The following is an 11,398-nucleotide window of genomic DNA, read 5'->3' on the forward strand; positions in this document are numbered from 1 at the left end:
CCTTGGCTTTCCTACCGCTTGAGATGCCGGGTCAGCCGCCGTTCGACGAAATTGGTGGCGTGGCGCAGCGCCTCGACGATGGAGAGATACAGGAGCGCCGCCCAGACATAGGTCTGGAAGTCGAAGGTGCGCGAATAGGCCTGTCTTGTCTCGCCGAAGAGGTCGTAGACGGTGATGATGGCGACGATCGCCGAGGCCTTGATCATCAGGATGATCTCGTTGGCGTAAGGGCGCAGCGCGACGATCATCGCCTGGGGCATGACGATCTTCCAGAAGATCACCAACCGGTGCAGGCCGAGCGAGCGCGCACCTTCCAACTGGCCCTTCGGCACGCTCTCGATGCCGCCGCGCAGGATTTCGGCCTGATAGGCGGCGGTGTTGAGCGACAGGGCGAACAGCGCGCAGTACCAGGCCTCGCGGAAGAACCACCACAGTCCCACCGCCTCGAAGGCGCCGCGGAACTGGCCGAAGCCGTAATAGACCAGGAAGATCTGGGCGATCAGCGGCGTGCCACGGAAGAAATAGACGAAGACGAAGGCAAGCGTCCGCGCGACGGGATTCGTCGCCATGCGGCCGAGCGCGACCGGCAGCGAAACGATGGCGCCGCAGACGAAGGAAATGAGGACCAGCGAGACGGTGATCCACAAGCCCGACAGGTAGGAGGGGCCGAAGCGGGTAAACAGGCTCGGGTTCCAGACGCTGGCGATATAGGCGACAAGCCCGGCGGCGATGGCGATCCAGAGACCGAGGGCGACGATGCCGCCGACGCCGCGCTTCGGCTTGGCGGCGGCCGGCGCGGCGAGCGCGGGGGCGCTCACTTGGCCAGCTCGCCGCGTTTGGTCCAGCGATCGATCCGGCCGATCGCCGCCGAGGAGAGGATCGTCAGGACCAGATAGAGCACGATCGCCACGCCGAAGAACAGAAAGGGTTCGCGGGTCACGCGGGCGGCGATCTGCGACTGTCGCAGGATGTCGGCAAGACCGATGACCGAGACCAGCGCGGTGTCCTTCAACAGGTTCATCCACAGATTCCCAAGGCCGGGCAGGGCGATGCGAATGAGCTGCGGCAGGATGACCAGCACCATGGTCTGCGACCGGCGAAGGCCGAGGGCCGCGGCGCCTTCTCGCTGCCCCTGCGGAATCGCCCGAAAGGCCGACAGGAACACCTCGCTGGCGAAGGCGGCGAAGACGAAGCCGAGGGCGACCATGCCGGAGACGAAGCTCGACAAGGCCAGACTCGGTAATCCTGTCGCGTCGGTGAGCGACTTCAACGCGCCGTTGACGCCGAAATAGACGAGAAACAGGGTCAGCAGCTCGGGCAGGCCGCGGAAGATCGTGGTGTAGATGTCGGCGGAGAGCTTCAGGAAGCGATCCTGAGACTGCTTGGCGAGCGCCAGCAGGAAGCCGGCGACGAGGCCGATCGGCAAGGTGGCGAGCGCCAGCGCCGCGGTGACCAGAACGCCTCTCGCGATGTCGTCGCCCCATCCGGTCGGGCCGAAGCCGATCAGGGTCCAGTCAATGTCCATGGGGATCGATGGTTAGCGGGCACGTCGGGGATCATCAAGCGGCGATGACACACTGTTTCATTGCGGTCCCTCCAGCGCGCGGTATCTGCGAGGCGTCTTTGGTTCAACAGGAGGAATCCGATGCCCGTTTCCCGACGCCACTTCGTTGCCGGCGCGCTCGCCGCCCCGGTCATGGTCCGCTTCGCGACGCTACCGGCGGCCGCCAAGGCGCCGATGGCGACGACGCAGGTCGCCGCCTACCAGCAGATCACCGTGGGCGACGCCGTCGTCACGGCGATTTCCGACGGCTTTCTCGACCTCGACGTCGCGCTCTTGTCGAACGTGACGCCCGAGGAGGCCGCCGAGATCCTCCGTAACGAATTTCGAGGCGCATCGCCGGTCAAGACCGGCGTCAACGCCTATGTCGTCAATACGCCGGAGCGGACCGTGCTGATCGACGCTGGCGGCGCCGGGGCTTTCCCGAACCTCGGAGGCCTGGTTGCGAACCTTGAAGCCGGTGGCATAGCGCCGGACGCGATCGACGCCGTACTGATGACGCATCTGCATCCCGACCACATCGGCGGGCTGGTGACCGACGGCAAGCCGACCTTTCCCAATGCGGATGTCCATGTCCACAAGACCGAGCTGGAGTTCTGGACCAGTGCCGCCAATCGCGACGGCGCCCCAGAGGGGGCGAAGGGCTTCTTCGACGGCGCCAAGGCGGCGACGGACGCCTATGGCGACCGGGTGAAGACCTTCGAGGGCGACGGCGAGGTGCTGCCGGGGATCGCGGCGCGCGAACTGTTCGGCCACACCCCTGGCCATTGCGGCTTCCTCGTCGGCGAGGGCGAAGAAGGATTGCTGATTTGGGGCGACATCGTCCATGTCGGTCCGATCCAGTTCGCCAAGCCTGAGGTGGGCATCAGCTTCGATGCTCAGCCTGACAAGGCCATCGAAACCCGCAAGGCGATCCTGAAAGAGGCCAGCGCAAACCGGACGCGCATCGCCGGGATGCATATTGCCTTTCCCGGCGTCGGCCATGTGGTGGCGGCCGGGGAAGGGGGCTACGCGTTCGAGCCGGCCGCCTGGCAGTACGATTTCGGCTGACCGACCGGCCGCCACGCTCTGTTGAAACGACGAAGGCCGCGACGGGATATCCGCCGCGGCCTTCGTCATGCGTCGATGGATGCTCGGCTTATTCGCCGTAGACGTCAAAGTCGAAATACTTGTCCTGGACGGTCTTGTAGGTGCCGTTCTCACGGATCGCGACAATGGCGTCGTTGAACATGCCCTTGAGCTTGTCGTTACCCTGGCGCAGGCCGATGCCGATGCCCTTGCCGTAGATCGCCGGATCGGCGGGCAGGGTGCCCAACATCTTGCAGCAGGCACCGGCGTCGCTGCCGATCCAATCGTTGAGTACCACCACGTCGTCGATCACCGCGTCGACCCGGCCGCTCTCGATGTCGAGCTTGTATTCCTCCGCCGTCGGATACTGGCGCACGTCGGCATCTGGAAACAGTGCCTCGGCGGCGCGGGCGTGCGTCGTTGCAGCCTGGGCGCCGATCGCCTTGCCCGCGAGGGCCTCGGCCGTGGCTTCCGTGATCGCGGAATCCTTCGGCACGGCGATTGCCGGCGGCGTCTGGTAATATTTGTTGGTGAAGGCGATCTGCTCCTCGCGCTCGGGCGTGATCGACATCGACGCGACGATGGCGTCGAAATTGCCGTTCTGCAGCGCCGGGATGATGCCGTCCCAATCCTGGGTGACGAAGCTGCATTCGACCTTCATCTGGTCGCAGAGAGCTTGCGCGATATCGACGTCGAAGCCCTTCAGCTCGCCCGAGGCATCGAGAAAGTTGAATGGCGGATAGGCGCCTTCGGTGCCGATGACGACCTTCGACCAATCCTTGTCGGCATCGCTTTCCTGGGCGACGGCCGAGCCGGCGGCGGCGAGGGCCACGATCGACGCGGCGAGCGCCAAAGTGAGGGGGAAACGCATGAAAACCTCTTCCGTGTTGCGCGGCACGGCCCGGACGTTCGTCGTCCATTGAGCAGCATGCCGGTTAGGGAGGCGATGCTGCCACTATTTCAAGGCGCTAGGCAACTGCGACCTTCGCCTCTGGCAGGCGTTGTCAATCATGATGCGCCGGCGCATGGGCGTCTTTGAGCCCGTGGTCCGCTCGTGGCGGCCAGGTTCCGTGCCGGCGGATTCCCTATGAAACCGGCCGCACGCGCCGGGCCGCGAGGGCGCAAACGACGCCTGCGGCGCCGAAGGCGGTCATCAGAAGGAGAAGGCCAACGGCGCCGCTCGGGCCGGTGGCGAGGATGGCGGCGAGGATCGAACTGATCGCGCCGAGGCCGATCTGGCAGGCGCCGAGAAGGCCCGCTGCTGCCCCGGCCGCCTCGGGCCGAACGCTGACCCCGCCGGCCGTCGCGGAAGGCAGCGCCAGTCCGTTGCCCACTCCGACCAGAAGCATCGGCCCGAACAACGTCAAGGGGGACAGAAACCCTCCGCCGATCAGCGCCAGCGATAAAGCAGTGGCGGCGACGGTCAGTGCCGCCCCCACAACCATCAAATTCTTGATGCCGAGGCGCTCCGACAGGCGGGCCGTGCCGAAATTTCCGATCATGTAGCCTGCCGCGCTGAGGACGAACCATAGCCCATAGCCGGCCGGCGTCATGCCGAGAATGGTGACGGCCACGAACGGGGCGCCGCCCAGAAAGGCGAAGAACACCGCCGAGGTCAGCGACGACGTGCCGACATAGATCCAGAACGCGCCCGAACGGACGAGTTCGCCATAGGTCTGGAACTGACTGAATACCGGCTTGCCCTTTTCGCGGTTGGTTTCCGACAGGTCGAAGGCGAGCAGCGCAAGGGTGAGGACGCCCATCGCTGCGAGCAACCAGAAGACGCTGCGCCAGCCGAGCGCCGTATCCATCGCCCCGCCGATCGCCGGGCCGATCATCGGGGCGACGGCGAGCCCCATCGTGACATAGCCGATCATCGCCGCCGCGCGCTCGCGGCTGTAGACGTCGCGAACGATCGCCCGGGACAGGGCGATGCCGGTGGCACTGGCCGCTTGCACAACGCGGCCGACAAGGAACAGGCTGACATCCTGCGCCATCAGGCAAAGTACCGTACCGATCAGGAAAAGAACCATGCCGCCGAGAATGACAGGCCGGCGCCCGAACCGATCCGACAAGGGGCCGGCAATCAGCTGAATGAGCGCCGTGGCGACAAGATAGAGCGACAGGCCCAACCCAACCGTCGCGCCGTCGGCATGCAGGTCGCGCGCGATCGAGGTCATCGAGGGGATGAAGATGTTGATCGCCAGCGGCGACAGCGCCGAGGCGATCATCAGCGTTGCCAGCATCGGGCGCCGCGCGACCATGGCCGGTATCGTCGCGCCCATGCTGTCTTCCTCCCGTGCCGTGGCCGGCGAGGAGGGCAGGATCGTCGGTAACGGCTGCTTGCTCAATGGATCTGGCTCTTCAAGGGGGCCGCGACACCGCGCACCCGTTCGCGATAGAGGGTGTAGAGGCCGCTCGCCACGACGATGGCCGAGCCGAGCAATACCGGCGTCGAGGGCCAGTCATCGAAGACGACCACCCCGATGACCAGGGCATAGAGCAGCACCGAATAGCGGAATGGCGCCACGAAGCCCATATCGCCGGTGCGCATGGACTGGACGATGAAGATATAGCCGACGATGATGCTGACAGCGGCGCAGGATAGCCACAGGGCATTGGCGGCCGAGACCGGTTGCCAGCCGCCGGTGAACGGGATCAGGATCCAGCCGAGCAGCGAAACCGCGATCGCCGCGGTCAGCGAGATGAACAGCGAGGGTATCGCACGGTCCATGCGACGGGTGGCCAGATCGCGAATGGCGGAAAACACCACGGCGGCGAGGACCGAAAGCGAATAGACGCTGAAGCCGTCCGTGCCCGGACGCACGATGATGATGACGCCCACGAATCCGACGCCGATAGCGGCCCAGCGGCGCCAGCCGACAGGCTCGTGCAGAAAGACCGCCGCGCCGAGCGTCACCGTCAGCGGCAGGGCCTGGAAGATCGCCGAGGCATTGGCGATCGGCATCTGGCTGAGCCCGGTTAGATAGCTGAGAGTAGCCATGAAATCCGCTCCCGTGCGTAGCATAAGCCGGGGCTGCAGGGCGAGGCCGATCGGCCGGAGCGCCCCCATCCGCCAAGCCAACACAAACAGCAGCAGCGAAGCCGCGACGCCGCGCACCGCCATGATCTGCGGCGGCGACAGCTCCTCGGAAGTGAGCTTCACGAAGGTGTCGTTGACCACGAAGCCAGCCATGGCCACGAGCATGAAGATCGCGGCGCGGATGTTGTCGCTGAACAATGGAAAAAGGCCGGACGTTGCGGGAAGGATCGTCAGTCGACCTTACTCTTCCCGGAGGGGATTAGCGAGAGCGGATCTGTGTCGACTTGTCGCAGTCCAAATGCCGCGCTCACCGAGTGTTGACTAGAGCTTTAAGGATTTCCGGAAGCAGGCGGAAATAATCTCACGGCTAGACATGCGCCATCGTAACATCGAGGATAATAGTGCATGTCATTGTCGATCAATCTATTGCCGGCCAGCGGCACGCAGTCGCCGCAGCAGAGCTATCAGTCGCCGCCCCCCGAAGAGTCCGCATCCAACACGGCACCGGCGTCCGAAAGCCCATCGTCGGGAACGACCGCGACCAGTTCGTCTTCGCAGGCCGCGCCGAGCGGCTCCAGCACGGCCTCGGCCGCTACGTCCGCCAGCCCCGCGGCGCAGTCGCAAGCCGCACAATCGTCGGCGCGTGATTCGGCTCCGACAACCGGCGCCACGGCACCGGGCTCGGTCAATTTGGCGGCGAAGCCGGCCTCCGTCGAGCAGGTGCGTCAGGCCGCGATCGACAATGTCACAACGCAGAGGACGCTCAGCCTGGTGAAAGGGGTGGGGGAAATCTCGACGCAGTTGGCGCTCTTCGCGGCGGAGCAGTCGGACACCGATCTGGCGGCGGCGAAGGCGAGCTATGAGACCGTCCAGGAAGCCTATCGCGGCGAATTGGTCTGATCGAAGCGGCGCGACCGGCGCCGCTTCCTCTTACCTCAGCCGCTGGACGGGCCGCGCAGCGTCATCGTGACCGGCCCGACCAGCGGATCATAGGTGGAGCGCAGACTTTCGGGATAGCGGATCGACACCGAGTGGATCAGGTTGCCGCGAAAGACGTAGCGCTCGTAGAAAATCCTGCCGTCGCGATAGCCCGATACCACGGCCCAGCTGCGGCCGGACTTGTCGTAGGTCACCTTGTCGACTTCGGCGCGATCCCCGATCACCGATTTCGGCGTCTCACCGCCCTGATTGGGCCGCGCATAGATGAAGATCTCGGCACCCTCCGGCGAGGTCCAGCCCAACCCGTCGCCATTGGTCGGCGCGGGGAGCTGATCCGGGAAGGCTTCCGACGGAAAACTCGCCGAGGTGCCGAACCGTTCGTTGCGATAGGTCACCTCGTCGGCCACAGCCGGCGCGGTCGCAAGCACCAGCGCAGCGGTCGCGACGGCCGCGAGCGACATCACCCAGTTACGCATGAAACTATCCTCCGGTCACGCTCATATGCCGCGAGACCGAGGGTCTTCGCGTCGCGCGGTCGATAATGAAATCATGTCCCTTCGGCTTGCGGCCGATCGCCTCGTCGATGGCGTTCGATAGCAATTCGTCGCCCTCCGAGGCGCGCAGCGGCGCACGAAGGTCGGCCGCGTCTTCCTGGCCGAGGCACATGAACAGCGTGCCGGTGCAGGTCACGCGGACCCGGTTGCAGCTTTCGCAGAAATTGTGGGTCATCGGCGTGATGAAGCCGAGCCGGCCGCCGGTCTCGGCGACTTCCACGTAACGGGCTGGCCCGCCCGTCTTGTAAGGAATGTCCGACAGCGTCCAGCGCTCGGACAGTTGCTCCCGCACCTGGCGCAGCGGCAGATACTGGTCCGTGCGGTCCTCGTCGATCTCGCCCATCGGCATCGTCTCGATCAGGGTGAAATCGAGACCCTCGCCATGCGCCCATTCGATCATCGAGGGGATCTCGATCTCGTTGAAGCCCTTCAGCGCGACGGCGTTGAGCTTGACCCGGATACCGGCCGCCTGGGCCGCGCGAATGCCGCCCATGACCTTGTCGAGCTCGCCCCAGCGGGTGATCTGCTTGAACTTCGCTGCATCCAGCGTGTCCAGCGAGACATTCAGCCGCTTCACGCCGCAATCGGCAAGCTCACCGGCGAAGCGAGTGAGCTGCGAGCCGTTGGTGGTCAGCGTCAGCTCATCCAGCGCACCGGATTGGAGATGCCGGGAGAGCGAGCGCACGAGATGCATGATGTTCTTGCGCACCAGCGGCTCGCCGCCGGTCAGCCGCAGCCGGCGCACGCCCTTGTCGACGAAGGCGCTGGCCAGCCGGTCGAGTTCCTCCAGCGTCAGCAGGTCGCGCTTCGGCAGGAAGGTCATGTCCTCGGCCATGCAATAGACACAGCGGAAATCGCAGCGGTCGGTGACGGAGACGCGCAGATAGGTTATCGCTCGACCGAACGGGTCGATCATCTCCGCCCCGGAGGCCCCTGTCGGGCTCGTCGCCGTGGAAGGCAGTTCTATGTCGCCTGTCGCCCGAGACGGTCGAGACGGCGAAGCCGGGAATTTCGTCATATCCATGTGGCCGAATGTGGAAGCCCGACGGGCCTGGGTCAAGCGTTTCGTGACGATCAAGCCACTGGACGAAGGAATGAATTTGCCATGACGACCGCAACGACGACGCCCGAGCAGATTCGGGTGACCCCAGACCGCAGGACGCTCATCGTGGTCGTGCCGGGTGGCGAGCGCATCGAGCTTCCGGCCGAGATGCTGCGGGTGATGTCGCCGTCGGCCGAGGTGCAGGGGCATTCGCCGTCGCAGCGTCAGACCGTCGGCGGCAAGATCGCCGTTCAGATCATGGATATCCAGCCGGTCGGAAACTACGCGATCCGAATCATGTTCGACGACATGCACAGTTCCGGCATCTTCACCTGGACCTATCTCGCCGATCTCGGCCGCGAGAAGGAGGAGCGCTGGCAGGTCTATCTCGACGAGCTGCAGGCCAAGGGCTTGAAGCGCGAGCGGTAAGGCCGGCCCGTCACCGCCGTATCAGGAGCGGACGAAGGCGGGCAACTGGTCGAAAGCGCTCTTGAGCGCGTCGGACCAGCCCTCGGAGATCTCGCTATAGTAGGGATCGCGCTGGTCGAAGCGCTGCCTGTAACCGGCGACGAGGCTTTCGGTCTCGTAAAACTGCATGTCGATCGGCGGCCCCACCGACAAGTTCGAGCGAATGGTCGAATCGAAGGAGACCAAGAGCAGCTTGGCGCAGTCCTCCAGCGACATCGCCGGATCGTAGGTGCGGATGATGATCGGGCGGCCGTATTTGTGCTCGCCGGTCTGGAAGAACGGCGTGTCGGCTCCGGCCTCGATGAAATTGCCCTCCGGATAGATCAGAAACAGCCGGGGCGGGCTGCCCTTGATCTGGCCGCCGAGGATGAAGGAGCCGGAAAACACCGAATCCGCCATCTGTCCGCCCGTCGCCGCGCCTGAAATAACCTCCCGCAGCGTTTCGCCGACGAGCTTGGCGGTCTGGAACATCGTCGGCTGCGTCAGGATCGCCGGCTGGCGCTCCGATGGGGCGACGCTGCGCTCGTCAAGCAGCGCGATCGCCGCCTGTGTCGTCGCCAGATTGCCGGCGCTCAACAGGCAGAGGAAGCGATCGCCGGGCACCTCCCAGGTTTTCATCTTGGAGACCACGGAAATGTTGTCGACGCCGGCATTGGTGCGGGTGTCCGACATGAAGACGAGGCCGCGATCGACAAGAAGCCCGACGCAGTAGGTCATGGGTGGGGTGGTCTCCAGGATGGCGTCGACGGCGCCGATGCTCCGGCGGAATCATCGCCCGCGTCGCGCTTTGTGCAAGCGGTGGACGGAAATATCAACCGGGTGGAGCAAGACGCATTACGGCGCCTGTCCCAAGAACCATTCGGTTGCTACACGCAATGGTAACGACCTAATCAAACTGCGCCCCTTCGCAACGCGAAATTGCCAGTGTATCTTATTGATGCAAGGAAAATCAGAGTCACTGCGATGAAACAATACCCATCGATCACCGAGCGGACGACCACGCTCTTCTTGAATATAGCGCTTGCGTTGGGAGCATTGTGGTGGGCGACCGGGCGCGTGCTACCGAGCGGTGGGTTGGAATCGGTCTGGCTGATTAGCGCGATTTCATTTTGGTTTTTTGCTTTGCTCTCGGCGCCTTGGTTCGTTCCGCCTCGTGACGCAATAATCGGCGCTGTGGGGGCCCTTCTCGTCCTCACGACTATGGACTTGAGCCGGGTTGCCGAGTTTCGTGATGAACTGGAGGCCATGAGATGGATTTTCGTCGGCTTCTCAGCGTTGATTGCACTGATGTCTGTAGTCGCCCTAATCCTCCACGATAATGATGGCCGATCTCCAGCAGGCCGATTTGCATTTCGGTCGACGAGTATTTTCGGGCGTGGAGAGATTTTGTTCTCCGCACCAGCGATAATTAGCATCATCGGAGCCTATCAAGCTTCGTTTACAGTGATGGGCTGGCTCTTGCTTTTCTGGACTTTCGTAACGGTAGGGAGACCGGTTGAGAAATTGGCGGCGGCATGGCGGATGCTGAGGGATAACGCAGACACAGCAAAGGATCGTCCTACGGTCGGAGTTATTGATCGGATTGATCACCCCAACATCGTTCGGGTGAGGTTGAATTCCGGGGGCGCATGGCAGTCAAATCGCCTTTTCACCGCAAGTATGCCGGATGGCACTCAGAAATTTGTGGTCTCTCTTTTCTCTCAGGTCCAAGGCACTGAGGTCGTCGGCACTGGCTTGTGCGTTGCGACCGTCGCCGAGCCAATCCCAGTGCCCAGGGGCGTCGTGTGTGCCAGTCACGACGACGCGATGACATCAGAGTTCATTGGAAAGCTGAGTGGGGAGGCTGGTACTCGCCTCATCGGGTTTGTCGTCGAAAACTCGACCATCGGTGTTATCAGCTTTGAAGTTGCGTCAAACGCAGGGCTTCAAGAAGGCGATGTCGTATTCGCTCGTATTTCAGGAGAAGATATTTTTTATCAGATCATCGGGGCGGAAACGGTCGAGGAAAGCTTCGATCAGAATCCCCGTGGAACGCATGTGGTTCGTGCGGCGCAATTAGGCATCTATTCTGCTAAAGCGGGTTTCACTAAATATTCGTGGCTCCCTACGATGAATTCTCCGTTGTTTTCGGCGCAAAGCCGTGTATTTGAAGCACCAGTTCTTGGCCCAAAGGAATTCAAGATTGGGAACGTTCCATCAACAAACGTCCAGGTCGTCGCAAGAATTGAAGAATTGGTGGAGTATCATACGGCAGTTCTCGGTGTTACCGGTACTGGGAAAACTGAACTCGCTTTGGATATCGTAAGAGAGTCTATCGCGACGGGGGTTAAAGCATTTTGTGTAGATTTTACCGGGGATTACCGAATCAGGCTTGCCGATTTAAAACCAATTTTTCCTTCTCCAACGAATGAACAGGCGGTTGATTTAGAGAGAAAGTTATTTGCGGTAGATACAGGTGAATTTGGGGCTAAGAAGGAAAAGAAAATATTACAAACCGCGATGGATGAGCTTCGGGAGTCTACAAAAGATCAAATCAATAAATTCTTGGAGAGTGATGAAGAGAATTTAGCAGTTTTTGAACTTGCCGAAATTACGAACACGAAGGCGTCACTTAGTGTCGGTCCACAAAGAAGTTGAATGATATGAATCGTTTGTGATTCCATGCTGTTGATTTGATTCGACGAGGGCATGGAAGCGATGTGGACGAAAGCAAACCGCGGGAA

12 protein-coding genes are annotated in these 11,398 nt (G+C 62.6%); 4 read left to right on the top strand and 8 right to left on the bottom strand.

Annotated features, from left to right (window positions below):
* Positions 1–11 precede the first annotated feature (11 nt).
* Both VQ045_RS17315 and VQ045_RS17320 read right to left on the bottom strand, forming a co-directional pair.
* On the bottom strand, positions 12–818 hold the full coding sequence (locus tag VQ045_RS17315; RefSeq protein WP_331830996.1) for an ABC transporter permease: 807 nt from the start codon (positions 816–818) through the stop codon (positions 12–14).
* Positions 815–1,525, bottom strand: a complete 711-nt coding sequence (locus tag VQ045_RS17320) for an ABC transporter permease (RefSeq protein ID WP_327647681.1) — start codon at positions 1,523–1,525, stop codon at positions 815–817. The genes VQ045_RS17315 and VQ045_RS17320 overlap by 4 nt, the downstream gene beginning before the upstream one ends.
* A 120-nt stretch (positions 1,526–1,645) precedes the next feature.
* Between VQ045_RS17320 and VQ045_RS17325 the strand changes: the two genes are divergently transcribed.
* Complete coding sequence (locus VQ045_RS17325; protein WP_331830997.1) at positions 1,646–2,611, top strand: MBL fold metallo-hydrolase; 966 nt, start codon at positions 1,646–1,648, stop codon at positions 2,609–2,611.
* Positions 2,612–2,699: 88 nt separating this feature from the next.
* Here the strand turns inward: VQ045_RS17325 and VQ045_RS17330 are convergent, their stop codons facing one another.
* From VQ045_RS17330 to VQ045_RS17340, 3 genes are all read right to left on the bottom strand, one after another.
* Positions 2,700–3,500, bottom strand: a complete 801-nt coding sequence (locus VQ045_RS17330; protein ID WP_327624016.1) for a transporter substrate-binding domain-containing protein — start codon at positions 3,498–3,500, stop codon at positions 2,700–2,702.
* 214 nt (positions 3,501–3,714) lie between these two features.
* On the bottom strand, positions 3,715–4,980 hold the full coding sequence (locus VQ045_RS17335) for a multidrug effflux MFS transporter (RefSeq protein WP_327624015.1): 1,266 nt from the start codon (positions 4,978–4,980) through the stop codon (positions 3,715–3,717).
* Entirely contained in the window at positions 4,977–5,870 is an 894-nt protein-coding gene (locus VQ045_RS17340) for a DMT family transporter (RefSeq protein ID WP_331830998.1), read from the bottom strand. Before VQ045_RS17340 ends, VQ045_RS17335 begins: the two co-directional genes overlap by 4 nt.
* 207 nt (positions 5,871–6,077) lie before the next feature.
* Between VQ045_RS17340 and VQ045_RS17345 the strand changes: the two genes are divergently transcribed.
* Entirely contained in the window at positions 6,078–6,572 is a 495-nt protein-coding gene (locus tag VQ045_RS17345) for a hypothetical protein (protein WP_331830999.1), read from the top strand.
* A gap of 35 nt (positions 6,573–6,607) precedes the next feature.
* On the opposite strand, the gene VQ045_RS17350 is transcribed toward VQ045_RS17345, so the two are convergent.
* Together VQ045_RS17350 and moaA are read right to left on the bottom strand one after the other, a co-directional pair.
* Positions 6,608–7,087, bottom strand: coding sequence for a hypothetical protein (locus VQ045_RS17350; protein ID WP_331831000.1), 480 nt, complete (start codon positions 7,085–7,087; stop codon positions 6,608–6,610).
* Between the two features lie 4 nt (positions 7,088–7,091).
* Positions 7,092–8,081, bottom strand: a complete 990-nt coding sequence (moaA, locus tag VQ045_RS17355; RefSeq protein WP_331831001.1) for a GTP 3',8-cyclase MoaA — start codon at positions 8,079–8,081, stop codon at positions 7,092–7,094.
* 189 nt (positions 8,082–8,270) lie between these two features.
* Between moaA and VQ045_RS17360 the strand changes: the two genes are divergently transcribed.
* Positions 8,271–8,636: a DUF971 domain-containing protein gene (locus VQ045_RS17360; protein ID WP_327647689.1), complete on the top strand. Its 366-nt coding sequence runs from the start codon at positions 8,271–8,273 to the stop codon at positions 8,634–8,636.
* Positions 8,637–8,657: 21 nt separating this feature from the next.
* On the opposite strand, the gene VQ045_RS17365 is transcribed toward VQ045_RS17360, so the two are convergent.
* The gene (locus VQ045_RS17365) at positions 8,658–9,392 is read right to left on the bottom strand and encodes a peptidase (protein WP_331831002.1); all 735 of its coding nucleotides are present in this window, start codon (positions 9,390–9,392) and stop codon (positions 8,658–8,660) included.
* 246 nt (positions 9,393–9,638) lie between these two features.
* Here VQ045_RS17365 and VQ045_RS17370 point away from each other — a divergent pair, with 246 nt between their 5' ends.
* On the top strand, positions 9,639–11,312 hold the full coding sequence (locus tag VQ045_RS17370; RefSeq protein WP_331831003.1) for a helicase HerA domain-containing protein: 1,674 nt from the start codon (positions 9,639–9,641) through the stop codon (positions 11,310–11,312).
* Positions 11,313–11,398: the final 86 nt, after the last annotated feature.

The organism is Aurantimonas sp. E1-2-R+4, assembly GCF_036549515.1.
In the GTDB taxonomy this organism is placed as follows: domain Bacteria; phylum Pseudomonadota; class Alphaproteobacteria; order Rhizobiales; family Rhizobiaceae; genus Aurantimonas; species Aurantimonas coralicida_A.

Excerpts from the sequence above, each read along its gene's own strand:
- VQ045_RS17320 (WP_327647681.1), bottom strand. The coding sequence starts at position 1,525 with ATGGACATTGACTGGACCCTGATCGGCTTCGGCCCGACCGGATGGGGC.
- VQ045_RS17325 (WP_331830997.1), top strand. The coding sequence starts at position 1,646 with ATGCCCGTTTCCCGACGCCACTTCGTTGCCGGCGCGCTCGCCGCCCCG.
- VQ045_RS17330 (WP_327624016.1), bottom strand. The coding sequence starts at position 3,500 with ATGCGTTTCCCCCTCACTTTGGCGCTCGCCGCGTCGATCGTGGCCCTC.
- VQ045_RS17345 (WP_331830999.1), top strand. The coding sequence starts at position 6,078 with ATGTCATTGTCGATCAATCTATTGCCGGCCAGCGGCACGCAGTCGCCG.
- VQ045_RS17350 (WP_331831000.1), bottom strand. The coding sequence starts at position 7,087 with ATGCGTAACTGGGTGATGTCGCTCGCGGCCGTCGCGACCGCTGCGCTG.
- moaA (WP_331831001.1), bottom strand. The coding sequence starts at position 8,081 with ATGATCGACCCGTTCGGTCGAGCGATAACCTATCTGCGCGTCTCCGTC.
- VQ045_RS17360 (WP_327647689.1), top strand. The coding sequence starts at position 8,271 with ATGACGACCGCAACGACGACGCCCGAGCAGATTCGGGTGACCCCAGAC.
- VQ045_RS17365 (WP_331831002.1), bottom strand. The coding sequence starts at position 9,392 with ATGACCTACTGCGTCGGGCTTCTTGTCGATCGCGGCCTCGTCTTCATG.
- VQ045_RS17370 (WP_331831003.1), top strand. The coding sequence starts at position 9,639 with ATGAAACAATACCCATCGATCACCGAGCGGACGACCACGCTCTTCTTG.